The organism is Amycolatopsis umgeniensis (assembly GCF_014205155.1).
Lineage (GTDB): Bacteria > Actinomycetota > Actinomycetes > Mycobacteriales > Pseudonocardiaceae > Amycolatopsis > Amycolatopsis umgeniensis.
The window spans coordinates 8,948,132-8,973,035 of sequence record NZ_JACHMX010000001.1 but is presented as its reverse complement, the minus strand read 5'-3'; the positions used below and the strand labels follow the sequence as shown (position 1 = coordinate 8,973,035).

Here is a 24,904-nt window from a genome sequence, read left to right as displayed (position 1 = left end):
GAGGACCTTCATGATCACGATCAAGCTGGCGCTGTCGTCGCTCCGCCGTCGCCCGGCCGGATTTCTCGCGAGCTTCGCCGCGATGTTCTTCGGCGCCACGATCCTGATGACGTTCGCGTCCCTTTTGGACACCCGGACGGGCGCGGGCCCGGAGGCCGGGAAGACGCTGCTGCTGATGGCGTGCGTCGTCGGCGGCTGGGGTCTGGTGATCGTCCTGTTCGCGACACTTTCGACGCTGTCACTGCTGATCAGGCAGCGTGCCCCGGAGATGGCGTTGCTCAAGAGTGCCGGCGTGGCGCCGTCCCAGATCGGGCGGATGATCACCGTCGAAGCGGCAGCCGTCGCCGTCCTCGCCTCGGCCATGGCCGTCGTTCCGTCGGTTCTCGGCGGCCGATGGCTGGTCCGGCTTCTCGGTGACACGGGCCGTGTACCGGCGGGCCTGGACGCGCGGTTCGGCCCGATCGCGCTCGCGATGGGCACCGGGATCACGCTCCTCGCGGCAGTGGCCGCCGCGGCCGTCACGGCACGCCAGGTGACCAGGCGCGGGACGATCGAGGCGATACGTGAGGCGAGCGTGGACACCGGGCGGACCAGCCGGATCCGCGTGATCGGCGCGGTGATCGTGCTGGCGGCCGGCCTCGGCTGTGGTCTGGCGACGATGATCGCGTTCACCGGGACCGAGCCCGCTCTCATGGCCGTCGGCGGCCAGGGCGGGATCCTCGCCGCGATCGGTTTCGCGCTCCTCTCCCCCGTGCTGCTCGGCCCGATCGCCGCCGTGCTGGCCGCCCCGCTGCGCCGGACGGGCGTCACTGGCCATCTCACCGCAACGCACCTTCGCGTGCGGAGCCGTCAGCTGGGCGGGGTACTGGTGCCGATCATCCTGTTCACCGGGATCGCGACCGGAACGCTGTCCATGCAGGCCGTCGAGAACGCCGCGGGAACCGCGCCGTCGAAGATCGCGGCCAGCATCGAAACGCTGAACTACGTCGTCGTCGGGATGATCTCGCTCTTCGCCGCGGTGATGCTGGTGAACACCGTCGTGGCGGCGGTCATCGGACGCCGCCGGGAGTTCGGCCAGCAGCGGCTCATCGGTTCGACGCCGTCGCAGATCCTGCGGCTGGTCGGCACCGAAGGCACCGTCCTGGTGGCGGTCGGCGTCCTGCTCGGATCGCTCGCCTCGGCCGTGACCGTGCTCCCCTACAGCGTCGCCAGGACCGGCGAGCTGATGCCGGATCAGACGATCGGGTTCTCCCTCGCCATCGTCGGCGTCGCGGTGGTGCTGACCCTCGGTGCGCATGTGGGAGCGGGCGGCGAAGGCGATGCGAACCCCGGCGATCCAGGCCGGAACACGAGGCTGAGGCCCCGCTGTCACATCTCCCGCTCGCCATCCGTCAGGGTTACGACTGACTGCGAGAAGGATGGGGACCGTGGACGAACACGACTGGCTGGCACGGCGTTTCGAGGGACATCGGACGCACCTGAGGGCGGTGGCGTACCGGATGCTCGGTTCGCTGAGCGAGGCGGACGACGCCGTGCAGGAGGCTTGGCTTCGGCTCAGCCGGGCCGGCGGCGAGGACGTGGACAACCTCGGCGGCTGGCTGACCACCGTCGTCGGCCGGATCTGTCTCGACATGCTGCGCTCGCGCAAGTCTCGCCACGAAGACCCGGTCGGCGCGCAACTCCCCGACCCGATCATCGGCCGGGCGGGCGGGATCGATCCGGAACACCAGGTCCTGCTCGCGGATTCGGTCGGGCTGGCGCTCCTGGTCGTGCTCGACACCTTGGACCCCGCCGAGCGGCTCGCGTTCGTTCTGCACGACATGTTCGCCCTGCCCTTCGACGAGATCGCGCCGATCGTGGGCCGGTCGCCGGGGGCGACCAGGCAGCTCGCCAGCCGCGCCCGCCGCCGTCTGCAGGGCTCGCCGACGGTCCCCGACGCGGATCTGAGCCGCCAGCGGGAAGTCGTCGACGCGTTCTTCGCCGCCGCCCGGGGTGGCGACTTCGACGCGCTGGTCTCGGTGCTCGACCCGGACGTGGTGCTCCGTGCCGAGGGCGGTGCGGCTCCGGCGGGGACCTCACGCTCGGTGCGAGGTGCGGCCAAGGTCGCGGGACAGGCGCTCATGTTCCGGAAGTTCGGCGCGGGCGGGGTTTCGCGGCCCGTACTGGTCAACGGTGCGGCCGGGATGGTCGTCACCAAGGACGGCGTACCGCAGACGCTCTTCGCCTTCACCGTCGTGGGCGGGAAGATCGCGGCGATCGAGATCCTCGCCGACCCGGACCGCCTCGCCACGCTCGACTTCGAATTGCTGGGCTGAGCGTCAAGAGGGTCCTCTCAGGACGGATTTCGTCCTGAGAGGACCCCATGACCTGCGCGCTGCCGGGATCAGGAGGTCGGGAAGTTGTCCGCGGTGCGGATGCGGTCCCGGATCCAGACGCCGGCGGGCTTCAGCGGAGCCGTGCCGGTGAACGAACTGCCCGAACAGGTGCCGGGTTTGAACACCGCGCCCGAACGATTGTCGTCGGAGAAGTTCCAGTTGGTCCAGCTGATCTTCTTCGACGCCAGGAAGTCCAGGTACTTCTGGGAGTTGGTGAAGTCGTTCCCGCCGTCACCGCTGGCGGTCTGGGTGCCGAACTCGGTCACGAACAGCGGGATCTTGCTCGCGGCCCGGGTCAGCGCGTTGAAGTACTCGGTTTTGTGCGACGCCGCGTAGAAGTGGAACGTGTACATGAAGTTGCTCGCACGCACCGGGTTGTTGATGACGTCGGTCTCGTCACGGCCGTCGGAGATGCCGAGCGAGCCCCATCCGTGGGTGCCCACGAGCACGACGCCGTCGGCGTCCTGGGCGCGGATGACCGGGATCATCTGCTCCGCGTAGCTGCGGACGCGATCCCAGCTGACGTTGTTCGGCTCGTTGGCGATGTCGTAGATGATGTTGGTCTTGTCCTTGTGCCGCTGGGCGATCTCGGTGAAGAACGTCTTGGCGCGGCTGAGGTTCGCGTTCGGGTCACCGGGGGTGAGCTGATGCCAGTCGACCAGGGCGTACAGCCCGCGTTTGGTGGCTTCTTCGATGTACCCGTGCACCATGTCGGTGAACTTGCGCGGGTTGGTCTCGTAACCGCCTTCCTGGATGTACATCGAGATCCGGAGGACGTCGGCCTTCCAGTCGTTCGCCAGCGCGTCGAGCGAAGCGGTCTTCACACATTGGCTGTACCACTGGATTCCGTGGGTGCTCATGCCACGCAGCTGGATCGGCTTGCCCGCGGAGTTGCAGAGCTGGAGGCCGCAGACCTTCAGCTGTCCGTTGATCGCCGCCGGACTGCCCGGCGGCAGCGCGGCGGCTGCCTGCGTTGCGGGTCCTGCCGGGGTCTCGTTCGCCATCGAGGTGCTCGCGGTGGCGATCGGGGCCAGCAGTCCGGCGGCCAAGGCGGCCGTCACCCGGAGACGGATCTTGTCCCAACGCATTCGGCTTCTCCTCTCGCGTCGACGGCACCGGCGTTGGTGCGCCGACGGTCAGGGCGGCGGGATTAAATAGGAAACTTTCCTTACTATTGGAAAGTAAAGGAGAGATTACCCACGGGATCGACGGACGGTCAAGCCTTGACCACCGACTGTTTCGGCGACCTCGGGCATGCTCGGAGCGTGACGACCATCGTGGCCTTCCACGCGCACCCCGACGACGAAGCGCTGCTGACCGGCGGCACCCTCGCCCGAGCCGCTGCGGACGGGCACCGCGTCGTCCTGGTCGTCGCCACCATCGACATGAAGGGCGTCGACGCGTCGCGCCGGGCCGAACTCGACGCGAGCGCGAAGGTTCTCGGCGTCGCGCGGGTCGTGCACCTCGGCTACGCCGGAAGCGGCCACGGCGCGATCCTCTACCCGGACCCGCCGGGCTGGGTCCGCTTCGTGCGCGCGAGCACCGACGAGGCGGCCGCACGACTCGTGGCGATCCTCCGGGAGGAAAGCGCGTCCGTGCTGCTGAGCTACGACCGCAATGGCGGCTACGGCCACCGCGACCACGTCAAGGTGCACGAGGTCGGCAGACGGGCGGCCGAACTCGCCGACGGCGTCCGGCTGCTGGAAGCGACCATCCCCCGCGACGCCGTCGCACGTCTGGTGCGGATCGTGCGCCTTTCGCGGATCCCGTTCCGCTACGACGTCGACGCGCTTCTCCGTGCCTACAGCGCCCGATCCGAGATCACCCACACCTTCGACATCCGGCGCTTCGCACGCCAGAAACAGGCGGCGATCGCCGCTCATTCCTCGCAGGTGCGGGGAAACGGCAGGCTGGCGCCACTGATGCGCGTCGTGACCCGGCTTCCCGCGCCGCTCTTCGGCCTGGTGTTCAACCGCGAGTGGTACATCGACGCGACGCCGCCCGGCTCACGACTCTGACCGCCGCGCGCGGGCGCGATACGCGGCGGCCTTCACCCGATTCTGGCAGGCCAAACCACAGAATCGCTTGATCTGCGCCTGACTCGCGTCGATGTACACCTGATCGCATCTCGGCGCCGCGCACAGCCCGACCCGATGCGGGATGTGCTCGCCGAACGCCGCGGCCACCGACACCGCGAGCCCGGCCGCCCACTGCTGGACGAGGTCGGCCTCGGGGCTGTGGAAATGCAGATGCCACGACTGTTCGTCGTGGCGGTGCAGGTACGGCCGGGCCTTGCTGTCGACGAGCATCCGATTGAGCAATCCGGCCGCCTGGTCGTGCTCGCTGCGAGAAAGCGACTCGATGATCTCCCGCAACCGCGACGCGAGATTTCGCAACCGTTCCGCCGCGAGGAGATCGACCCGGCCGTTCCCGGATCGGGCGTCGCCGAGCGCTTCGACGGCGGCGAGGACGAGATCGTGACCACCGAGAGCGGGTTTCGGCCTGCCGTGGACGTGACTTCCGGTCAAGGCGTTGATCAACGCGACCCCGGTTTCCAGGTGCATCGCGTGGTGCCCGTCCAGCTTGGTCCCGTCCGGCTCGTCGGCCATCGCGCCCCCTCCCCCGGCATCACTGCTTCACAGGATGCCTTCGGTGACGCTACCAAAGGCGGGTGGTGCCACAAGGGCGATGAAGTCTTTTGGAGCAACGGAAGTGGCACATAAGTCCACTATGGACAGAGAGCGCAGTACGTGAAGGTGTGAAGGTCGAGTTTCCTCGGCTGAGCCGCGTGAAGGAGGCCTTCACGCGCAGCCGCTGTGACTACTGATGCGCCCGGGACTCATGAGGCGATCCACAAGTCCGTGAAGGCCTCCTTGCCTACTCTGAGGGTAGGTAAGGAGGCCTTCATTTGTTTACCTACGTCTGACCTGCGCGTAGCTGGCGGCTCGATCTGTTCGGGGATCGACGGTGGAGGATTTGGGACGTTCAACGTCCCAAATCCTCCACCGTCGCGCGAGTCACCCTGGTTGATCGAGGCAGTGTCGGTCACGACCTCGTGGCCGACGACCGAGCGAGGAACATTCCGGACGTTCAACGTCCTGAAACCTCCACACCCGGACCCACACACACCAGCAGGTCAGCAAACACAAGCCCGCTAAGGAGGCCTTCACTACCTTCGTCTGACCTGCGCGAGGACGGTGGCTGCGCGGATCCATCCAGTCGCGGACCGGTGGCAGACAACCCGAGTGGGGAAGATTGGGGACGTTCAACGTCCCAAAACCTTCACGCTCAACCGCCGGCCACGCCAGTGGCCAAGCAAATCAGGGGTCGCCAAGGAGTCCTTCACGGTCCGGGCCTGCGACCAACCGTAGACACCCGCGACCGAGGCGGCCAGCTCACCAGCGCGGCGGCCCCGCGTCCACGATCTTCTGCGACAGCTCCAGCGGATCGTGGTGCATGAGCGACTCCATCCACCACGTCATCCCGGCCTGCCCCAGCGCGGGCAGGTCGACCTTGATCGGCTCTTCCCACGCCGGGCTCGCGTTCCCCGCGATCGCCACGTCGAAGAGGCGCCCCGGCTCCAGCCCGGCCAGGCTGAGCGCGCGGTGGGTATCGGCGACCTCCTCGGCGGTCGGCGTGTGATCCTCCGGGTTCGGGAAGATCCCGTCGCACAACGCCGCCCGCCGCACCACGCGCGGATTGTCCGTGGAACTCGCCACCCAGATCGGGATCCGGAACGGTTCGGGCGGGGACTCGGCGAGCGCGACCTGATAGTGCGCGCCGTCGTGGTCGAACCGCCTGCCGGACCAGATCGCGCGGATGACGTCGAGGCCTTCGTCGAACATCGCCGATCGGGTCAGCAGGTCGGTCTGCTCACCGAAACGGCTGAAGTCACCGGATTCGTCCGAACCGAGCCCGGTGCCGAGGATCAGCCGCCCGCCGGAGAGCCGGCTGACGGTCGACGCGTGCCGGGCGACCACCCACGGGCGGCGCCGGGCGGGCGGCGTGATCATCGGACCGAACAGCAGGCCGCTGGTCGCGTGCGCGATCGCGCCGAGCGTCGTCCACGGATCCGCGATGGGCATGGTGTCCGCGACCACGTGATCCCACAGGAAAAAGCCGTCCCAGCCCGCCGCTTCGGCACGCACGGCGAGGTCGACGAGCACCGCGGGCTCACCGAACGGGCCGAAAGGCGGCAGATAGACGGCATGGCGGACCGTGCTGCCGGTCAAGTCGATCATCTCCCCAACGTCATCGTCGAAGTCCCCGGACGGCCGCTTGTTTACGCCGTTCACTCACGTTAGCGTCCGGAAGATGGCGGACACCGGTGAACGATGGACGAAGTGGCCGGAGCATCGGGGAAGATTACGCCGGGTCCTGGCCTCGGCGGTCGCCGTCTCACTATGCGCGACACTTTCGGCTGTGAACGCGTCCGCATCGCAGGATGACGACTGGTCCCGTGACTTCTACTGGGGTGTCGCGTCGTCGGGTTACCAGTCCGAAGGCAGTGCCCCGGACAGCAACTGGAAGCGGTTCGTGGACCGCTCCGCGGGCAAGGACGGTGTCGACGAGTACCGGGACTCCGTGGACTTCCGGCACCGCTACGCCGACGACATCCGCCTGGCGGCCGGGCTCGGCGTCAACACCTACCGCTTCGGCATCGAATGGGCGCGTGTCGAGCCCTCTCCCGGCCGGTGGGACGAGTCCGAACTGGCCTTCTACGACGACGTGCTCCGGCAGGTCCGCGCCGCGGGCATGACGCCGATGATCACGCTCAACCACTGGGTCTACCCGGGCTGGGCGCTGGATCAGGGAGGCTGGGCCGAGACACGGACGGCGGACGCGTGGCTGGAGTTCAGCCGGAAGATCGTCCAGCGCTACGCCGGGCAGGACGTCCTCTGGGTGACGTTCAACGAGCCGCTCATCTTCCTCCAGAACGAGCAGAAGGTCGGCGCGCTGAGCGCCACGCGGTACTTCGCGGCGCAGTCCAACGTCGTCCAGGCGCACCGGCGGGCCTACGACCTGATCCACGAGATCAATCCGACCTCGAAGGTCACCAGCAACCAGGCCTACATCACCGGGGTCAACGGGATGGCGGACTGGTTCTTCCTCGACCAGGTCAAGGACAAACTCGACTTCATCGGCATCGACTACTACTACGGCCTCAGCATCGACAACTGGACGGTGTTCGCCGCCGCGAGCGACAAGTTCTGGGACGTGAAGCTCCAGCCCGAGGGTATCTACTACGCGCTGCGCAGCTATCACAACCGGTTCCCGCGCCTGCCCCTCTACATCGTCGAGAACGGCATGGCGACCGACAACGGCCGGCTTCGCGACGCGGACTACACCCGCGGAGACCACGTCCGCGACACCGTGTACTGGCTCCAGCGGGCCAAGGCCGACGGGATGAACCTCATCGGCTACAACTACTGGAGCCTCACCGACAACTACGAATGGGGCAGCTACCGCGCCCGGTTCGGACTGTACACAGTGGACGCTCTCACCGATCCCACGCTGACCCGGCGCCCTACGGACGCCGTCACCGCGTACCAGGAACTAGTTACGGCGGGCGGCGTTCAGCAGGGCTACCGGCTCGAGCGCGGACCCGGACTCTGCTCACTCGTGGACGGGCTGAACAGCTGCCTGAACCCGGCCAAGGTGAACGGACCTCTCACGCGGCTGAAGTGACCAGTTCGAGCCGCCTGCCCTCGAACGTCCGCCGCATCCGCCGGTCGTGGGTGACGACCACGAGCGCGCCGGAGTAGTCCGCGAGCGCCTGCTCCATCTCCTCCACCAGGTCGGGGGCGAGGTGGTTGGTCGGCTCGTCGAGCAGCAGCAGGTCCGTCCTGGCCGCCACCAGCCTGGCCAGTTCCAGCCTGCGGCGCTGCCCGACGGACAGCTCCCGGACCGGTTTTCGCAGATCCGGCGCCCGGAACAGGCCGAATGACAGCAACTTCTCGGCCGCTTCCTCCTCGTCACCATCGCCCGCGAAGACCGTGAGGACGGTCCGAGCGTCTCCGACGAGCCCGCCGTTCTGACGCAGGAAACCGATCCGGCCCGCCCGCTCCGCCGAACCGGTCGACGGCGCCAGTTCGCCGGCGAGCACCCGCATGAGAGTGGTCTTGCCCGCCCCGTTGGGACCGGTCACGAGCACCCTTTCGCCGGGCAGCACGCAGAGCGACGTCCGCGGCAGGCGACCGTCCACCGACACGCCGTCCACCTTCACCACGTGACGATCGGCCGCCACCTCCGCCGTGCCGATCCGCCCGGTGAACCGGAGCGGCCGCGGCGGAGGCGAAACCGGGTCGGCCTCCAGCCGCTGGATCCGCTCGCGAGCCGACCGGATCCGGCTCATCGCCCCGTGCGCCCGGGAGCGGGCCCGGAACGCACCGGCCCCGCTGAAGGCCGCCGGAGCCTTGCGCGGGATCGCCGAGAACCGGTCGATGTTGGCGTCCGCCAGCCGTTCCTGACGGGACTTCTCCAGCTGCCACTCCTCGTACTCCCGGACCCACCGCGCCCGCGCGGCCGCCTTCGCCGCGAGATAACCCGCGTAGCCGCTGCCATGCCGGTGCACGGTCCGGCGATCGGCGTCGACCTCGAGGATCGTGGTGGTGACCCGGCTGAGGAACGTCCGGTCGTGGGTGATCGCGACGAGCCTGCCGCGATGCCCGCGGAGGTGGTCCTCCAGCCAGGCGACGGCTTCGTCGTCGAGATCGTTGGTCGGCTCGTCCAGCAGCAGCAGTTCGGGCGACGCGGCCAAGGTGGCGGCGAGCGCCAGCCGGGACCGCTGCCCACCGGACAGGCTGCCCAGCGGACGGCCGCGATCGAGACCGGGCTGCCCGAGCCCGTGCAGGGCGACTTCCACCCTGGCATCGGCCTCGTAGCCGCCACGGGCTTCGTACGCGGCGGTGAGATCGCCGTACACGATCAGGTCTTCGGCGGTCTCGAGCGATGTCTCGGCCGCCCGCAACCGGGACTCCAGGTTCCGGAGGTCGGCCAGCGCGAGGTCGATCGCGTCGCCGACCGTGGCGGTTTCGGGCAGCTCCAGCGTCTGCGGGAGATAGCCGACGCCTCCGGGCGCGGTGACGGTCACCGTGCCGTTGTCCGCCCGGTCGTGGCCGGCGATCAGCCTGAGCAAGGTGGACTTGCCCGAGCCGTTGTCGCCGATGACGCCCGCCTTCTCCCCCGGTTTGACGGTGAAGCCGACCTGGTCGAGTACGACGTGGTCGTCGAAACGTTTGGTGACACCGGAGAGCACGAGTTGTGTTCCGGGATTCCGATGCGGGGTACGCACAGGGGCGTCCTCCTGATTCTCGCAGGGAAGAAGAACATGCGGAAAGACGCGGCCCGGCGGAGCGAAGGCTCTACGCCAGGGCCGCGTCGAAGGCGAGAATCACAGGTAGAAGAAGAACCCCATGGCGAGAACGGTAGCGAGAGAACCCGGACGGGCAAAACGAATTAAAGTTGTGTACGGATTCACAGAGTGGTCTGTGTCCCCATACCGCGACAGCGGCGCCCCGGTGACCGAGAATCGAAGCCGGAGGTTTTCGCGGTCTGAGGGAATGGGGTTCCTCGTGCACGGGTCCAGCGGTCCGATCGCCCGGTTCAGGCGACGGCTCTTCCCGGGTCACAACTCGCTCGCCCGCGGTTCGGACCGCTTCGAAGCCCTCATCCTCAAACTCGTCATCCTCGCCGCGCTTCTCGCCGTCCCCGTGGCGGCAGCCGTCGGCTCGGCCAACCACGGCAGGCAGGTGGCCGCGGCGGCCACCGACGCGGCCGGACGTCAGGCCGCCACCGCGTACCTGCTGAAGGCCGCGCCCGTCCGCATCGTCGACAGCGAGAGCGTCGGGACCGAGGACTCGACCACCGAGGCGGCCTGGACCGACTCGCGCGGCGCCCGGCACACCGGCGGAGTCCTCGCGACGCCGGGCAGCCCCGCCGGATCGCCCGTGCCGATCTGGCTCGACGCCCGCGGAGATCTCACCGCCGCTCCGAGGACCGCGTCCACCGCCGTGTTCGATTCGGTGCTCGTCGGCCTCTGGCTCTGGTTCGCGGTGGTCGCCGCGCTCGTCCTGCTGCACCGGACCGTCCGGCTGGTGCTGAACCGGCACCGGGCCGCGGCCTGGGAGCGCGCTTGGGCGGTCTATCCGCGTTCGGGCTCCTGGCCCTGATTCCGGCGGCGAGGGCAAAGAGCCTCGGTTAGGGTGCCCTCCATGCGCATCATGATCTCGGCGGACATGGAGGGCGCCACCGGCGTCACCTGGACCGAGGACGTCATCCCCGGCACCGAACAGTGGCAACGATTCCGGCGCCTGTTCACCGGCGACGTCAACGCCACCATCGCGGGCCTGTTCGACTCCGGTGCCACCGACGTGCTGGTCAACGAGGCGCACTCGTCCCAGCGGAATCTCCTGCTCGAGGATCTCGACGGACGGGCGCGGATGCTCACCGGCAGGCACAAGCCGCTCTCGATGATGCAAGGCATCGAAACCGGTGTGGACGGCGTCGTCTTCCTCGGCTACCACGCGGGCGCCGGTTTCGACGGCGTCCTGTCGCATACGTACCTGGAGAACCAGATCACCGGCGTATGGCTCGACGACGTCCCCGCCAGCGAAGGCAGGCTCAACGCCGCGATGGCGGCCGAGTACGGCGTCCCGGTGCTGGTCGTTTCCGGTGATGACAAGGCCTGCGACGACGCCCAGGACTACGCGCCCGAGGCCGAGTTGGTCACGGTGAAGGAGTGCATCAGCCGCTACGCCGCGATTTGCCTCCCGCCCGCCAGGACCGCCGAACTGCTGTCCTCGGCCGCGGCGGACGCGATGAACCGGGCGGGCCGGGTCGAGCGGTTCACCACCCCTCACCGGATCGAGGTCGAGTTCGACGCGAGCCATCTCGCGCAGGCCGCGGCGGTGATCCCGACGGTGGAACAGATCGGCGTGCGGCGGGTCGGTTTCGACGCGCCGGACATGACCGAAGCGATGAAAGCGTTCAAGATCGTCACGGCGATCGCGGCTGGGGCGGTGCAGGGTATCTATGGCTGAGTTGGATGTCGTCGAAGTCTGCTCCCGGCTGATCCGGTTCGACACCACGAACCGGGGCAACGGGGATTCCGAGGGCGAGCGCGAGGCTGCCGAGTACGTCGCGTCGCTGCTGTCCGGGCTCGGGATCGACTCGAAGATCATCGAGTCCGCGCCCCGGCGCGCGAACGTGATCGCCCGGGTCCCCGGCACCGACCCGAGCCTGCCCGCGCTGCTCGTGCAGGGGCATCTCGACGTCGTCCCGGCCGACGCCGCCGACTGGTCGATGGACCCGTTCTCGGGCGAGGTCCGCGACGGATTCCTGTGGGGTCGCGGCGCGGTCGACATGAAGGACTTCTGCGCGATGGTGCTCGCCGCCCTCGCCACCGGTTTCCGGCCGCGGCGGGACATCGTGCTCGCGTTCGTGGCCGACGAGGAGGACAAGGGCGAATACGGCGCGCACTGGCTCGCCGCGGCACACCGCGACCTGTTCGACGGTTGCGCGGCCGCGATCAGCGAGTCGGGCGCCTACAGCTACCACGTCCCCGCCGCCGACGGACGGACCGTACGGCTCTATCCGGTGGCGACGGCCGAACGCGGCACCGCGCATCTGCGGCTGACCGCCAAAGGCCGCGCGGGGCACGGGTCGCGGCCCAACGACGAGAACGCCGTCACCCGGCTGGTCGCCGCGCTCGGCAAGATCGCCGCGCACCGCTGGCCGGTCCAGCTGACCCCGACGGTGCAAGCCTTCCTGGAGCGCACCGGCGAGGCGCTCGGGGTCCCGGTCGATCTGTCCGATGTGGACGGAACGATCGCGCGGCTCGGGCCCGCCGGGGCGCTGGTGGTGCCGACCGTCCGCAACAGCACGACGCCGACCATGCTCGACGCCGGCTACAAGGTGAACGTGATCCCGAGTTCGGCCGAGGCCCAGGTGGACGTCCGCGTCCTTCCCGGTGCCGAGCCGGACCTGTTCGCCGAGATCGACGCGATGCTCGGCGAAGGCGTGACGCGCGAATTCGTCGCGCACCAGCCGCCTGTCCAGGCCCCGGTGGACTCGCCGTGGTTCGACGCGATGGCGGACGCGCTGCGTTCGGAGGATCCCGAAGCCGTGGTGGTCCCCTACTGCATGGGCGGCGGGACGGACGCGAAAGCCTTCAGCCCGCTCGGGATCGACTGCTACGGTTTCGCGCCGCTGTGGCTGCCGGAAGGCTTCCCCTATCGCGCGATGGCACACGGTGTCGACGAACGCGTCCCGGTCGAGGGGCTGCGGTTCGGCACGCGGGTGCTCCGGCACTTCATGGAGAACTGCTGACTGCCTCGTAAGTGGTCAGGACGGTTAGTGAGGGGTACCTGTCGGGTAGGTCCGTGAAGACCTCAGGGGCACCAGCAGCCGCAGCGAGGCCGCCTGAAGGACCCCTTCACTGCGCTAGACGCAACGAACGAGGCCATCACGTACTCCAAGGCAGGCAAAGGCTATTGAAAGGTAAGGCAACCTGTCCTCTCGGAGTATGTCCGTGAAGGCCTCCTTCCCTACGCTCAGGGTAGTGAAGGAGGCCTTCACGGACACCCGGGTGGCCCCAGGAGCATCAGCAGCCACAGCGAGGCCGCGTGAAGGTCCCCTTCACCGCGCTCACGAGGCGGTATCACTGGCTCGCGCCGCAACCCGAATCAACTTCATCCGAATTTCATGAAGGCCGCTTAGCGTCGGCGGTGTGAGACCTCTGACTTCGCGCGCTCGGGCGGGCGTACTCCTGATCGGCCTCGGCACGGTCCTTTCGGCGTGCCGAGGCGGGCTCCCGGTACCGCGTTACGACTCCGCGCCCGAGACGTCCACGTCGTACTCGGCTCCCTCGGTCGAGACCCAGACCCTGACCGTGACGCCCCCGGCGCCGACCTCATCCTCCGCGCCCGGCCTCGAACCCGCCGCGATCGACCGGGTGTTCCAGGTCTACATGAACGGTCTCGCCAATCACGACATGACCGCGCTGCGCAGCGGAACGTGCCCGCGCCTGCGGTCGACCCTGCTCGGGTTCGAGCTCCACGGGCACTACGTCGAGCGCTGGCAGATGCTGCCGTACTCCGTCCCGCCGGGACAGGAGTTCGTGACGGTCCAGGCCACCGTCACCCAGCGGAACGCGCGCACCGGCAAAATCGCGGGTGACGTCGTCTATTCCTGGTATGTCGAGCGGAACGAGGACACCGACTACTACGTTTGCGGGTGGCTCGACTACCAGTGATCCCAGGAGGCCGCCGGTGGACACCGTCGCTCGACTCGCCAGGGAAGAACGTGCGGACTTCGCCGCGTTCCTGCGGACTCTGTCCCCCCTGCACTGGGACGAGCCGACGTTGTGTTCGGAGTGGACGGTCCGGGAAGTGGTCGCCCATGTCGTCGACTACGACGCCCTGCGCCTCCGGGACCTGTTCGGTCAGGCCCTCCGTGCCGGTCTGCGGCTGAACAGGATGAACGCGCTCGGGGTCGCGCGCAAACCCGACCGGACACCGGACGAGCTGATCGCGAGGATCGAGGAGCACCTCGAGCCGCGCGGCCTGACCTCCGCGTTCGGCGGACGGGTGGCGTTGCTCGACGGGCTCATCCACCATCAGGACATTCGACGCCCGCTGGGGTTCCCGCGCGAGGTGCCGCCGGATCGGCTGCGTCACGCCTTGGCTTTCGCTCTCCACGCCCCGCCGATCAAGGCCGGCCGGCGAGCACGCGGGCTCCGGCTCGTCGCCACCGATCTCGGCTGGTCGACCGGGTCCGGGCCGGAAGTCCATGGCCGTGGCGAGGCGCTCCTGCTGACGATCGCGGGCCGGGTCGCCGCTCTCGGCGACGTTTCCGGTCCCGGCGCGGCGATCCTCGCGTCCAGGATGGACGGTCGCCCCACCGCGGGGTGAAGCCGGATCAGGCCGCCACGGGAACGGACGCGGTGGCCATCCGGTGGCGGACGGCGTTGCCGAGCAACAGCTGGCCGACGGCCGCGGCCAGGCACAGGGCCAGGCAGACCGTCCACAGCACCGGCGCGCCCAGCACCAGCAGCTGGGTTCCGCCCAACGGAGCGACGAACGCGGCGAGGCCCGCCGCCGTACCGTAGGCGCCGTTGTAGCGCCCACGCAGATGCGGTGGGGCCAGTTCGGCCACGATCGCGACGCCCACCGACTGGATCACGATCTCGCCGAGCGTCCAGAACACCGCGCACGCCGCGTACACCGGTGTCGTCGACGCGAAGGCCGTGGCACCGAAACCCAAGCCCGTCAACAGGATCCCGCACGCGAGCACCCGTGAAGGATCCCAACGGCCCAGCCGATGACCCACCAGCGGCTGCACGACCACGATGACGATCCCGTTGACAGCCATCACCAGGCCGTACCCCGCCGGCGAAAGGCCGTCCTCCCTCATCGCCAGCGGCAGGGTCGCCAAGCTCTGCAGGAACACGAACGCGACCGCCAGCGAGACCAGCATCAACCCGACCATGACCCGGTCGCGCAAGACGACGGTGAAGCCACCCCGCTCCCGGGTCGGGCCGCCACCGCGCGTCTCCGGTACCGCCTTCCACACCAACAGGGCGAACAGCACGCACGTCGCCGCGTCCACCCAGAACAACGTCGTGAAACCGGCGCGGGCCATCGTGCCGCCCAGTACCATCGCGATCGAGAAGCCGAGGTTGATCGCCCACAGCAGCAGTCCGAAGGCCCGCGTGCGGTCGGCGCCCGGCACCAGATCCGCCACGATCGACTGGGTCGCCGGGCGGAACACGTCGAGCGCCAGCCCGAGCAGCAGCGCGGCGACCGCGATCAGTTCGAGGCGCTCGACGTAACCCAGCACGAGCATGATCGCGCCGGTCGCGAGCATGCCTCCGGTCAGTGTCGCCCGCCGTCCGATGCGGTCGGCCAGCACGCCACCGATCAGCTGCGAGAACACCTGCCCGATCCCGAGCAGCGCCAGCACGGTACCCGCCGTCGCCACCGAAAGGCCGCGCTCGCTGGTCAGGTACAACGCCAGGAACGGCAGGACCATCGTGCCGAGCCGGTTGACGAGCGTGCCCGTCCACAGCACCCAGAACGATTTGGGCAGCCCGCCGAGCCGCGTCCGCAGGAACCCTTGCGCCGTCATGATTCCAGCTCGTAGCAGCCCACACCGTCGAGGTACCGCAGCGTGCCGAGGTCGCGCAGGACGTACTCCTCGATCTCGTGCATGAACGTGACGACCACCGGGAACGTCGTGTCGTCGACGGTGCGGCGCAACGGTTTCCCGGGCCGGGTCAGCACGAACATCTCGTGGAAGCTCTCCAGCCGCTCGATCTCCTCGAGCACCGTGTACCGGCGGAGTGTGCCCTCGACCGGCGAGAGCAGCGCGGACCACGCGTAGTGGCGCTGGATCCGGTAGTCCTCGCCCCAGCGCTCGCGAAACCTCTCCGGCCGGAGCACGGCGTCGGCCATCCAGTCCAGCTGGGACTCGCCGATCGCGAGCCGCGCCAGATGTGGCAGGTCGCCGCCGGAAAGCCGGGAACCCACCTCGATCAGCCGCGGTCCCCGCGGGGTCAGCTTGATCTCGACGTGCGCGGCCCCGTGCCGGATGCCCACCGCGTCGAGCACGGCGAACGCGTACTCCACCAGCTCGTCGTGGCCCGGCGCGCGACGCGGCACGATCTGGCAGGCGCCGAGCAGATCGGACACCCCGTTGATGGCGAACCGCGAGCTCTTCCAGATGTCGCACACCTGGTGCAGTCCGTCCATGCTCACCGTGTTGACCATGTACTCGCTGCCGGCGAGATACTCCTGCGCGACGACGAAGTCGTTGTCCTCGGAGAACACGTTCTGGCGGCTGGTGATCGCGCGCAAGGCCTCGACCGACCGTTCCGGGGTGTCGCAGAAGGCCACCCCGTCGCCACCGGCGCTGCGGTTCGGCTTCACCACGATCCTGCCGCCCATCGCCCGGTGCCAAGCGGCGAGCTCGGCCTCATCGGCTGTCAGGAGCTGTCTCGCGCCGTTGAGGCCCGCCGCGTCGACGGCCTCACCCATGGCGAACTTGTCCCGCCGCGCCAAGGACAGGGCGGTGCCGTTCGACGGTACCCCCAGTGCTTCGCTGAGCACGTCGGTGAACGCGACCGCGTACTCGCCACCGGCCACGACCGCGACCGGCTCGTGCACGGACAGCGCGTCCAGCGTCTTCGTGAGATCGCCGTCGTGGACGATGTTCTCGCGGTAGTTGCTCATGGTGGGTGAGGACTTCCGGTACTGCCCGGGCGCGTCGGGCGCGCTCTGCACGCGCACGCATTCCGCGCCGAGCGCCACGAACGTCGGCGCGATGTGCCGAGCGGTCTGCGGCAACCCGTGGTCGGCGGTTTCGTAGGTGTCCACGAGCACGACACAGGGTTTCGTCGACAAGCTTTCACCTCGCAACTGGAGGAATCGGAACGCCGACGGTCCCATCTCCCGTGATCAAGGGGCATCTCCGCGCTTGCGCTGTCCAGCCGGACTTCTTCAGAAGGGCGATTCAGGGCACGAAAGGAGAGGAAATGACCTTTTCGAAGATGCGACGGTTTTCGCAGCCGGCCCTCAGTGCCCCGACGAACTGAAGTGAGGTCAGATGACGTCGACGGTCAATACGGAACCCTGGGAGAGAAATGCGCTGAAACACGCGGACGAGCGGTTGAACGGACCCCGGGATCCACAGTGGTGGTACACCGGGGTCCGCCCGGAACCCGGCCGCTGCCCCGGTGTCGCCGAATCCGGCGAGATCAGGGCACTGCCGTTGCCCGATCTGTCCGTCTGCAGCCGCGAAGAGGTGCTGGACTACTTCGACAACGCCTGGACACTGCACGAGGTGATGTTCGCCGGGCTGAAGGGCGCGGAAGCGTTCTACCGCCCGCCGGACCACAACCTGCGTCACCCGATGATCTTCTACTACGGCCACACGACTTCGCTGTACGTCAACAAGCTGCGGGTTTCCGGGCTGCTGGACGCGCCGATCGACGCCTACCTCGAGCACATCCTGGAAATGGGTGTCGACGAGAACTCGTGGGACGACATGTCGAAGAACGAGATGGTGTGGCCGTCGGTTTCGGAGGTGAAGGACTACCGGGCCGAGGTGTACCGGACGGTCGTCGGCATCATCGAGACCACGCCGTTCGCCCCCGACCTCGGGCGCCCGGTGACGATGAACGACCAGGCGTGGGCCCTGCTGCTGTCCATCGAGCACGATCGCATCCACCTCGAGACCAGTTCGGTGCTGGTCCGCGAGATGCGTTCGCGCCTGGTAGAACGGCCCGCCGCGTGGCCGGCACCGTCACCGCTGCGCCGCACCACCGAGACCGGCAAACCCGAGCCGGGTTCCGTACCGGCCAACGGCACCGTCACCGTGCCCGGACGCACGGCCCAGCTCGGCAAACCGCTGTCCTTCCCGTCCTACGGCTGGGACAGCGCGTACGGTTCACGCCGCCAGGAGCTGCCGGACTTCGAAGCGGCGCGCTGTCTGGTGAGCAACGGCGAGTTCCACGGATTCGTCGCCGACGGCGGCTACCGGCGGCCGGAGTTGTGGTCGGCGGAGGGCGAGGCTTGGCGCCGCTTCCGCAACACCAAGTGGCCGCGTTTCTGGATCCCGACCGGCCCGACCGGGCTGCACGCGTTCCGGCTGCGCACGTTGTTCGACGAGATCGACATGCCATGGGACTGGCCGGTGGTGGTGAACTACCACGAGGCCAAGGCTTTCGCCGCCTGGCGGTCCGAAAAGGAGGGTCGGGACTACCGGCTGCCGACCGAAGCGGAGTACTTCCTGTTGCGCGATCTGCCGGAACGTCCCGGAGTCGCGGACGACGTGGTCATGCGGCTCGACGGCGGGCAGCTGCGTGAGGCAGGCGTCAACCTCGGTCTCGCTTGGGGTTCGGAAGGCCCTGTCGACCTCTCGCCGACGACCTCTCAGGGCCTGCACGACGCCGGCGGCAACCTGTGGGCGTGGAGCGAAGACACCTTCAACCCGCTCGAAGGCTTCACCCCGCATCCCTACTACGAGGACTTCTCGGTACCCAGTTACGGCGGGCAGCATCAGCTGATCCTCGGCGGCGCGTACATCAGCACCGGCGAACTCGGCAGTATCTGGGCGCGGCATTTCTACCGGCCGCATTTCCTGCAGCAGGCGGGGATCCGGCTGGTCGTGGCACCGGAATCCACTGTGGACAGCGAGGCGCGCGCGGAGCTCGACCGGGTGCTGCTCGGCCAGTACGGCACCGCCGAACAGGCCTTCGGCCGGACCGGGCACCCGCTCGCCGCGACCGCGGCCTATCCGGACCGGCTGACCGCGAAGTTCACCGAAGCCGCGGCCACCGCCGGGGTCGAGCTACGCCGTGTCGCGGATCTCGCCACCGGGGCGGGCGGGCTGGCGTTCTCGCTCGCCCGGTATCCGGTCGAGGTGGTCGGCCTTGACGACCGGCCGTCGCTCATCGCGGCGGCCGACCGGCTCGCCGAAGGCACGGATGTCGGCTACCGGGTGCCGGGACGCGGGGAGCTGCACGCGCGGCGGCCGTCGCTCTCGGCGGGCGGCGGTGTCTCGTTCGTCCTCGCCGAGACGGCCCGTCCACCCGCCGCTCTCGGCACGTTCGACGGCGCTGTCGTGGCGGACGCCTTCGACCGACTCGGCGGCGCGGCGGGCTACCTGCGACCGCTCGTCGGTTCGGCGAACCTCCTGCGCGCAGGAGGGCTGCTGCTCGTGGCGCTCCCGCGGGCGTCGGCCGCCGAACTCGCGAACGTCCTCGGCGAGGCGTTCGAGCTGCTGTCGGAAAGTACGGAGCCGAGCCTGACCAGGGTCGACGGCCGCCGGTACGAGATCACCGATCTTGAGGTCTCGATCTGGCGTAAGCGCTGACCCCGCCACAGGGCCGCATCAGGTGCTCCCGCATCTGGTGCGGCCCGGCGGTATGAGCTCAGCTCCGCAGAGCCGTGGACAGCGCGCCGAAGGCGGCGTTCAACCGCTCGCAGTGCGCGGTGACCACGGCGGCGAGATCGTCTCCGTGGAGGCGTCGCCGCACCGTCGCCACGGCGACGGTGCGGTACGCGGCGACGATCAGCGCGGCGACCAGTTCGCTGTCGCCCGAGAACCGGGCGTCGTTCTCGAGCTCGTCGGCCAGCTCCGCCTCGATCTCGTGCTCGAACTCGCGCAGCCGCGAAATGAGCGCCCGCGAACCGGCGACAGTGCGCGCGAGCGGATCGCCCCCCTCGGCCAGCCCTGAGAGCGGATGCTGTTCTTCCGCGAGGGCGAGAGCCGTCCGGCGCAAGGCTTCGACGACGTCCACCCCGTCCGGCCGCTCGCGAATCGAGGCCCTGGCGATACCGACGGCGTCAGGCAGCCTGTCGAGCGCGAGGTCCTCTTTGCGATCGAAGTGCGCGAACACCGTCACCTTCGACACACCGGCCGCGGCGGCGACCTCGGCGACGGTGACGTCGTCGAAGTCGCGCTCCAGGAACAGCTCCGTCGCGACGGCGGCGATATGCGCCCGCGTCTTCGCCCCGCCCCTGTCTCCTCGCTTCGCCATGTGACAACCGTACCTTTACTCGTTAAGCTTACCAAGTAAACTTACCGAGTAAACCTTGGAGAGATGGCATGCGGAACGCTGTGATCGTCGTCGGAGCGGGGCCCACCGGCCTGCTTCTCGCGAGCGAGCTGGCCCTGCGAGGAGTGCGAGTGACCGTGCTGGAGCGGCTCGAAGAGCCCGATCAGACGATCAAGTCCGGTTCGATCAACGTCGCCAGCGCGGAGATTCTCGACCGGCGTGGCCTGCTCCCCGCCGCGGAAGAGGTGCAGCGCGGTCGCCTTGCCGCCTCCGGGGCCTTCACCACCGGACGCATGAACCGAACCGTGCGCGCGCTCGAGGACGCGGCCAACGAGAAGTCCCGCCGGTTCGCGGTCATCGGGCATTTCGCGGGGCTCATGTTCCGGCACGACCTCGTCGACCAGGACGATCCGGTGCTGGCCGCGCACACCGCCGTGGCCAACGGCATCTTCGTGCCGCAGCACGATCTCGAACTGCTTCTCGGAGCACACTGCGCCCGGCTCGGCGTCGAGATCCGCCGCGGCGTCGAGGTGCGGGGGTTGCGCGGCACGGGCACGGACCTGGATGACGATGCCGACGTCGTCGTCGAGACCAGCGCCGGCGACTTCACGGCCGGCTGGGTCGTGGCGGCCGACGGCGGCCGGAGCGTCATCCGCAGGACGCTCGGCGTCGATTTCGTGGGCACCGACCCGGAACTCGTGGGCTACCAGGCGATCGCCGATTTCGACGACCCAAGCGAGCTGCGCCGCGGCTGGAACTGGACCCCCCGCGGCATCTACACCTACGGCCCGGTGCCCGGACGCATCCTCGTCGCCCGGTTCACGCCGCAGCCGGAAGACCGCGACGCGCCCGTCACCGTCGAGGAGCTGCAGAGCGCGGTGCGGGAGGTCAGCGGGATCCCCGTGACGATCACCGGCCTGCACGGCCGGGCGACCCGGTGGTCGGACAACGCCCGTCAGGCGCGGGCTTACCGTCGCGGCCGGGTGTTCCTCGCCGGCGACGCCGCCCACGTGCATTCGCCGTTCAGCGCGCAGGGTCTCAACCTCGGGCTCGGCGACGCGGTCAACCTCGGCTGGAAACTCGCCGCGACCATCCAGGGCACGGCTCCGGCGGGACTGCTCGACACCTACCACTCCGAACGGCATCCGATCGGCGCGTGGGTGCTGGACTGGACGAGGGCGCAGGTCGCCCTCATGCGGGGCGACGAACGCACCGCGCAGCTGCGGAAGGTGATCGGCGACGATCTGTTCACCGTTCCGGGTGCGACGAACCACATGATCGCGCTGTCCTCCGGGATCCTGCAGCGGTACGACGTCGCCGAGGACGGAGAGGAGCCTGTCGGTTCCATCACGGGGGACGCCGAGTTGAGCACCGGAGGCCGTCTCGCGGATCACGCCCATGACGGCCGTTTCGTTCTCCTCGACCGGTCCGCCGAGGGCCGGTACGCGGAAGCGGTCCGCGGGCTGGAGCACCTGGTCGCATACGTGGCGGACGCCGATGCTTCCGAGCCGAGCCTGTTCGTGCGTCCGGACGGGATCATCGCCTGGGCGGACAACGTCTCCGACGACAATGCGCGGAAGCTGCTCGACACCGCGATCGAGCGCTGGGCCGGCGTCTGACCACCCCCGGTTCCCAAGGGCGGCGGAGCCTCGCTCCGTCGCCCTCGTCCGGCCGGATACGCAACGTCACACCGCCATGATCACCCTGTCGGGCAAGGAGTCCGTAGAATCCGGTGACGATGCGACGTTTCCGGTGGTGGTGGGGTGCTCTCGCGCTCACGTTCGTGGTGGTTCTCGTCGGGTTCATTGCCTTTACCGGGTCGGAGAGCCGCCCGGGGCAACCGTCCCCGCGCCAAGGCCCGCCGGGAACGGGGCCGCTGACGGTCGTCTCCATCGGCGACAGCACCGTTTCCGGTGAGGGCGCGGGCGACTACACGCCCACGACCAACGGGCAGGGCGGCAACTGGTGCCACCGCTCCCCCAACGCCTTCGTCGAGCAGATCAAGATCCCCGACGTCACCGCACGGAAGAACCTCGCTTGTTCGGGCGCGCCTTCCGAGCAGATCGCTCTCGGCGAGGCCAAGCAATGGACCGAACCGTCGCAGGCGCAGCAGCTCGCGGAGCTGATCAAGAATCACCGGGTCGCCGCGGTGGTGATCGCGGTGGGCGCGAACGACGAGCCGAAGTTCTCCGCTCAGGTCAGCGAGTGCTTCAAGGCGTGGTTCTCGCCGCAGAATCCGCCTTGCAGCGAGGCGCTTCGCACCACCTGGAAGTCCAAAGTGGACGCCATGGTGCCGAAGGTGACCAACGCGGTCGCGGACGTCAAGAAGGTGCTGGCGCAGGCCGGTTACGTCCCGGCGGACTACCAGCTCGTGCTGATGTCGTACGCCTCGCCCGTCGGCCCCCAGATCCCGGAGGCGTTGCGCAGCCTCAACGGCTGCCCGTTCCGCACCGAGGACCTGGAATGGATGCGCCGCGACGGCGTCTCCGTCCTCTCGGACGGGCTCAAGCAGGCATCGAGGGCGACCAGCTCGCGGTTCCTCGACCTTTCACGGGCGGGTGCCGGCCGCGAAGCGTGCAGCAGCGAACCGGCGAACGAGTGGTTCAGCAGGCTGACGCTGCAGCTGCGTGACCTCGGCCAGGTGGACCGCGCGAGCCACGCGTTGCAGGAGTCCTTCCACCCCAACGCGAACGGGCACGCTCAGATCGCGAACTGCCTCAACGAGTTCCTCGCCGCCCGCGGCGGGAACGCGTCGTGCCTCTCGGGAGCCGACGGCAAGCTGCACGCCGCACCCGAGGTCATCGCCCGCTAGAGATCCAGTGCCGCGCGCAACGCGATGTCGATGCGCTCCTGGACCTCTTGGTCGATCTCCGCGATCTTCTCGTCGAACCATGGCCGGTACAGGCGCGTGAGGTTCAGCGTGGAGACCCAATAGCGCGCGTCGACCGCGACACCGAGGATGTCCTGCGGATCACGGTCCAGCAGTTCGGTTCCGAGCAGCCACGGCCGCTCGGATTCGTTCACCCCGTCCGAGGACAGCAGTACGACGGTGCGCTGCCGTGCCGGTTCGGTCGGGGGGTGGTACGTCCAGACTTCACCCCTGTGCACGCAGATCCTTCTCCGCGGCTGTCAGCTCGGCCTCGTCCGATTCGGCGGACGGTGCGACCGGGGCTCGCTGCGGGGTGTATCCGGTGCGGACGGCTTCCCTGCGGGCAGCCTTGGACAACCACGACGAGACCGAAATCCCGTGTGCCTTGGCCGCCCGCTCGGCGAACTCGAGCGCACCACTGTCGAGTGAGAGTGTGACCTTACGTGTTGCCATACCTTTTATCGTACCAGCGCCGCGCAAGCCCACCCGGTTTCCGATTTCACAAGGTGGGCGAGCGACCTTCGAACGGCGTCGACAGCACCACCGTGGTCCGCGTCGAGACCTTGGCGGACTCGCGGATGCGGCGGAGCAGATCCTCCAGGCCGAGCGGCGAAGCCACCCGGACCAGGAGGATGTACGACTCGTCCCCGGCGACCGAGTAGCAGGACTCGATCTCCTTGATGTGCTCGAGCCGCTGCGGATAGTCGTCCGGGGCGGCCGGATCGTTCGGTGTCAGCGAGATCAGCGCCGTGAGCGGGAGGCCGATCTGTTCGCCGTCGAGCCGCGCGGTGTATCCGAGGATCACGCCGCGCTGCTCCAGGCGCCGCACCCGCTGGTGCACCGCGGACACCGAGAGCCCGACCCGCTCGGCGAGGTCGGTGAAACTGCGCCGCCCGTCCGCCGCCAGCTCACCCACGATGGCCTGGTCCAGCGGCTCCAGAGAACCGGTCATGCGTCGAGCACGATCAGGTCGTGCGGACGCTGGTTGACCGACTCGACACCGTCTTCGGTGACCACGACGATGTCCTCGATGCGGGCGCCCCAGCGGTTCGGCTGGTAGATACCGGGCTCGACGCTGAAGGCCATACCCGGCTCGAGCGGCAGCGCGTTGCCCTTGATGATGTAGGGCTCCTCGTGCACGTCGAGGCCGATGCCGTGACCGGTGCGGTGGATGAAGTACTCGCCGTAACCCGCTTCGGCGATTATGTCGCGCGCGGCGGCGTCGATCGACTCGGCGGTGGCGCCCGGGCGGACGGCCTCGACCGCGGCGCGCTGGGCCCGCTGCAGGACGGCGTACGTCTCGGCGACGTCGGCGTCGCGCGGCTCACCGACCGCGTACGTGCGGGTGGAGTCGGAGTTGTAGCCCTCGGCGATGGGGCCGCCGATGTCGACCACGACGACGTCGCCGCGCTCGATGACCCGCTCGGAGACGTCGTGGTGCGGGCTGGCGCCGTTCGGGCCCGAGCCGACGATCACGAAGTCGGCGTGGGTGTGGCCTTCTTCGACGATCGCGGCGGTGATGTCCGCGCCGACCTCGGCCTCGGTCCGGCCCGGCCGCAGCCACTCGTGGACCCGGGCGTGGACCCTGTCGATGGCCGCGCCCGCGTCGCGCAGCGCCTGGATCTCGGCCGCGTCCTTGCGCATCCGCAGTTCACGCACGATCGGCCCGGCCAGCGTCTGCTCGGCGTCGCCGAGCGCGCCGCGGAAGGCCAGCACGTGCAGGGCCGGGGTGAAGTCGCTGACCGCGACACGGCCGGCCTTGCCCAGCCTGTCGGCGACCAGTTCGTAGGCGTTGTCCCCGTCGACCCAGGTGACGATCTCGATGCCGAGTTCGTCGGCGGGGACGTCGGCGTAACCGGGGGCTTCCAGCTTCGGCAGCACCAGCGCCGGGACGCCGTCGGCCGGGATCACCAGCGTGGTCAGCCGTTCGAAGGAACCCCCGGCCTGGCCGATCAGGTAGCGCAGGTCCGAACCGGGCGCGATCAGCAGGGCGTCGGTGTCCGCGGCGGCCGCGGCGGCACGGGCCCTGTCGAGGCGAGCGCGGAGGCTGGCGGCGTCGGGGGCTGGGTTGTGAAGGGAACGGCGCGACATGACGCCGAG

General features: G+C 69.0%; 22 protein-coding genes and 2 pseudogenes. 13 read left to right on the top strand and 11 right to left on the bottom strand.

What is annotated here, in order from left to right; translation table 11 throughout:
• Positions 1–10: 10 nt before the first annotated feature.
• From HDA45_RS43135 to sigJ, 3 genes and pseudogenes are all read left to right on the top strand, one after another.
• A pseudogene (locus HDA45_RS43135) lies at positions 11–463 on the top strand (FtsX-like permease family protein); the annotation flags it as partial.
• Between the two features lie 450 nt (positions 464–913).
• Positions 914–1,231 (top strand): annotated as a pseudogene (locus HDA45_RS43130) (FtsX-like permease family protein); the annotation flags it as partial.
• A 196-nt stretch (positions 1,232–1,427) separates the two neighbouring features.
• Complete coding sequence (sigJ, locus tag HDA45_RS40900; RefSeq protein ID WP_184904764.1) at positions 1,428–2,315, top strand: RNA polymerase sigma factor SigJ; 888 nt, start codon at positions 1,428–1,430, stop codon at positions 2,313–2,315.
• A 68-nt stretch (positions 2,316–2,383) separates the two neighbouring features.
• On the opposite strand, the gene HDA45_RS40895 is transcribed toward sigJ, so the two are convergent.
• Positions 2,384–3,463, bottom strand: coding sequence for a glycoside hydrolase family 5 protein (locus HDA45_RS40895; protein WP_184904762.1), 1,080 nt, complete (start codon positions 3,461–3,463; stop codon positions 2,384–2,386).
• A gap of 177 nt (positions 3,464–3,640) precedes the next feature.
• On the opposite strand from HDA45_RS40895, the gene HDA45_RS40890 reads away from it, so the two are divergent.
• Positions 3,641–4,393 (top strand): PIG-L deacetylase family protein, encoded by a 753-nt coding sequence (locus tag HDA45_RS40890; RefSeq protein WP_343072270.1) that lies wholly within the window; start codon positions 3,641–3,643, stop codon positions 4,391–4,393.
• Here the strand turns inward: HDA45_RS40890 and HDA45_RS40885 are convergent.
• Positions 4,382–4,984, bottom strand: coding sequence for a CGNR zinc finger domain-containing protein (locus HDA45_RS40885; RefSeq protein WP_184904758.1), 603 nt, complete (start codon positions 4,982–4,984; stop codon positions 4,382–4,384). The genes HDA45_RS40890 and HDA45_RS40885 overlap by 12 nt on opposite strands.
• A 786-nt stretch (positions 4,985–5,770) precedes the next feature.
• Entirely contained in the window at positions 5,771–6,616 is an 846-nt protein-coding gene (locus HDA45_RS40880) for an LLM class flavin-dependent oxidoreductase (protein ID WP_184904756.1), read from the bottom strand.
• A gap of 181 nt (positions 6,617–6,797) precedes the next feature.
• On the opposite strand from HDA45_RS40880, the gene HDA45_RS40875 reads away from it, so the two are divergent.
• Complete coding sequence (locus HDA45_RS40875) at positions 6,798–8,063, top strand: family 1 glycosylhydrolase (RefSeq protein ID WP_184904754.1); 1,266 nt, start codon at positions 6,798–6,800, stop codon at positions 8,061–8,063.
• On the opposite strand, the gene abc-f is transcribed toward HDA45_RS40875, so the two are convergent.
• A complete protein-coding gene (abc-f, locus tag HDA45_RS40870) occupies positions 8,047–9,669 on the bottom strand; it encodes a ribosomal protection-like ABC-F family protein (protein ID WP_184904752.1) in 1,623 nt (540 codons plus the stop codon). The two genes, HDA45_RS40875 and abc-f, sit on opposite strands and share 17 nt — an antisense overlap.
• A 280-nt stretch (positions 9,670–9,949) precedes the next feature.
• Here abc-f and HDA45_RS40865 point away from each other — a divergent pair, with 280 nt between their 5' ends.
• From HDA45_RS40865 to HDA45_RS40845, 5 genes are all read left to right on the top strand, one after another.
• Positions 9,950–10,546 carry an Rv1733c family protein gene (locus HDA45_RS40865; RefSeq protein ID WP_343072269.1) on the top strand — a complete coding sequence of 199 codons (597 nt, stop codon included), beginning with the start codon at positions 9,950–9,952 and terminating at the stop codon, positions 10,544–10,546.
• A gap of 42 nt (positions 10,547–10,588) precedes the next feature.
• Entirely contained in the window at positions 10,589–11,416 is an 828-nt protein-coding gene (locus tag HDA45_RS40860) for a M55 family metallopeptidase (protein ID WP_184904748.1), read from the top strand.
• Positions 11,409–12,704, top strand: a complete 1,296-nt coding sequence (locus HDA45_RS40855) for a M20/M25/M40 family metallo-hydrolase (RefSeq protein WP_184904746.1) — start codon at positions 11,409–11,411, stop codon at positions 12,702–12,704. The genes HDA45_RS40860 and HDA45_RS40855 overlap by 8 nt, the downstream gene beginning before the upstream one ends.
• A gap of 400 nt (positions 12,705–13,104) precedes the next feature.
• Positions 13,105–13,629: a hypothetical protein gene (locus HDA45_RS40850; RefSeq protein WP_343072268.1), complete on the top strand. Its 525-nt coding sequence runs from the start codon at positions 13,105–13,107 to the stop codon at positions 13,627–13,629.
• A 16-nt stretch (positions 13,630–13,645) separates the two neighbouring features.
• The gene (locus HDA45_RS40845) at positions 13,646–14,287 is read left to right on the top strand and encodes a maleylpyruvate isomerase family mycothiol-dependent enzyme (protein ID WP_184904744.1); all 642 of its coding nucleotides are present in this window, start codon (positions 13,646–13,648) and stop codon (positions 14,285–14,287) included.
• A gap of 7 nt (positions 14,288–14,294) precedes the next feature.
• On the opposite strand, the gene HDA45_RS40840 is transcribed toward HDA45_RS40845, so the two are convergent.
• Positions 14,295–15,503 carry an MDR family MFS transporter gene (locus HDA45_RS40840; protein WP_184904742.1) on the bottom strand — a complete coding sequence of 403 codons (1,209 nt, stop codon included), beginning with the start codon at positions 15,501–15,503 and terminating at the stop codon, positions 14,295–14,297.
• Positions 15,500–16,777, bottom strand: coding sequence for an ATP-grasp domain-containing protein (locus HDA45_RS40835; protein WP_184904740.1), 1,278 nt, complete (start codon positions 16,775–16,777; stop codon positions 15,500–15,502). The genes HDA45_RS40840 and HDA45_RS40835 overlap by 4 nt, the downstream gene beginning before the upstream one ends.
• A 202-nt stretch (positions 16,778–16,979) precedes the next feature.
• Between HDA45_RS40835 and ovoA the strand changes: the two genes are divergently transcribed.
• Positions 16,980–19,250, top strand: coding sequence for a 5-histidylcysteine sulfoxide synthase (gene ovoA / locus HDA45_RS40830; protein WP_184904737.1), 2,271 nt, complete (start codon positions 16,980–16,982; stop codon positions 19,248–19,250).
• A 58-nt stretch (positions 19,251–19,308) separates the two neighbouring features.
• Here ovoA and HDA45_RS40825 read toward each other — a convergent pair whose 3' ends face one another.
• Positions 19,309–19,917: a TetR family transcriptional regulator gene (locus tag HDA45_RS40825; RefSeq protein WP_184904735.1), complete on the bottom strand. Its 609-nt coding sequence runs from the start codon at positions 19,915–19,917 to the stop codon at positions 19,309–19,311.
• Between the two features lie 68 nt (positions 19,918–19,985).
• Here HDA45_RS40825 and HDA45_RS40820 point away from each other — a divergent pair, with 68 nt between their 5' ends.
• Together HDA45_RS40820 and HDA45_RS40815 are read left to right on the top strand one after the other, a co-directional pair.
• Positions 19,986–21,554, top strand: a complete 1,569-nt coding sequence (locus HDA45_RS40820; RefSeq protein WP_184904733.1) for an FAD-dependent oxidoreductase — start codon at positions 19,986–19,988, stop codon at positions 21,552–21,554.
• Between the two features lie 119 nt (positions 21,555–21,673).
• A complete protein-coding gene (locus HDA45_RS40815; RefSeq protein WP_184906541.1) occupies positions 21,674–22,747 on the top strand; it encodes a GDSL-type esterase/lipase family protein in 1,074 nt (357 codons plus the stop codon).
• On the opposite strand, the gene HDA45_RS40810 is transcribed toward HDA45_RS40815, so the two are convergent.
• From HDA45_RS40810 to HDA45_RS40795, 4 genes are read right to left on the bottom strand one after another with little or no spacing between them, the layout of a single operon-like run.
• A complete protein-coding gene (locus tag HDA45_RS40810; RefSeq protein WP_005150941.1) occupies positions 22,744–23,043 on the bottom strand; it encodes a hypothetical protein in 300 nt (99 codons plus the stop codon). The genes HDA45_RS40815 and HDA45_RS40810 overlap by 4 nt on opposite strands.
• The gene (locus HDA45_RS40805) at positions 23,030–23,257 is read right to left on the bottom strand and encodes a hypothetical protein (RefSeq protein WP_076166772.1); all 228 of its coding nucleotides are present in this window, start codon (positions 23,255–23,257) and stop codon (positions 23,030–23,032) included. Before HDA45_RS40805 ends, HDA45_RS40810 begins: the two co-directional genes overlap by 14 nt.
• A gap of 46 nt (positions 23,258–23,303) precedes the next feature.
• Positions 23,304–23,756, bottom strand: a complete 453-nt coding sequence (locus HDA45_RS40800; protein ID WP_007035424.1) for an Lrp/AsnC family transcriptional regulator — start codon at positions 23,754–23,756, stop codon at positions 23,304–23,306.
• Positions 23,753–24,895 carry a M24 family metallopeptidase gene (locus tag HDA45_RS40795; RefSeq protein WP_184904731.1) on the bottom strand — a complete coding sequence of 381 codons (1,143 nt, stop codon included), beginning with the start codon at positions 24,893–24,895 and terminating at the stop codon, positions 23,753–23,755. Before HDA45_RS40795 ends, HDA45_RS40800 begins: the two co-directional genes overlap by 4 nt.
• Positions 24,896–24,904: the final 9 nt, after the last annotated feature.

Coding starts and splice junctions, on each gene's coding strand:
- HDA45_RS40895 (WP_184904762.1), bottom strand. CDS start 3,463: ATGCGTTGGGACAAGATCCGTCTCCGGGTGACGGCCGCCTTGGCCGCC.
- HDA45_RS40885 (WP_184904758.1), bottom strand. CDS start 4,984: ATGGCCGACGAGCCGGACGGGACCAAGCTGGACGGGCACCACGCGATG.
- HDA45_RS40880 (WP_184904756.1), bottom strand. CDS start 6,616: ATGATCGACTTGACCGGCAGCACGGTCCGCCATGCCGTCTATCTGCCG.
- HDA45_RS40860 (WP_184904748.1), top strand. CDS start 10,589: ATGCGCATCATGATCTCGGCGGACATGGAGGGCGCCACCGGCGTCACC.
- HDA45_RS40855 (WP_184904746.1), top strand. CDS start 11,409: ATGGCTGAGTTGGATGTCGTCGAAGTCTGCTCCCGGCTGATCCGGTTC.
- HDA45_RS40840 (WP_184904742.1), bottom strand. CDS start 15,503: ATGACGGCGCAAGGGTTCCTGCGGACGCGGCTCGGCGGGCTGCCCAAA.
- ovoA (WP_184904737.1), top strand. CDS start 16,980: ATGACGTCGACGGTCAATACGGAACCCTGGGAGAGAAATGCGCTGAAA.
- HDA45_RS40825 (WP_184904735.1), bottom strand. CDS start 19,917: ATGGCGAAGCGAGGAGACAGGGGCGGGGCGAAGACGCGGGCGCATATC.
- HDA45_RS40820 (WP_184904733.1), top strand. CDS start 19,986: ATGCGGAACGCTGTGATCGTCGTCGGAGCGGGGCCCACCGGCCTGCTT.
- HDA45_RS40815 (WP_184906541.1), top strand. CDS start 21,674: ATGCGACGTTTCCGGTGGTGGTGGGGTGCTCTCGCGCTCACGTTCGTG.
- HDA45_RS40805 (WP_076166772.1), bottom strand. CDS start 23,257: ATGGCAACACGTAAGGTCACACTCTCACTCGACAGTGGTGCGCTCGAG.
- HDA45_RS40800 (WP_007035424.1), bottom strand. CDS start 23,756: ATGACCGGTTCTCTGGAGCCGCTGGACCAGGCCATCGTGGGTGAGCTG.
- HDA45_RS40795 (WP_184904731.1), bottom strand. CDS start 24,895: ATGTCGCGCCGTTCCCTTCACAACCCAGCCCCCGACGCCGCCAGCCTC.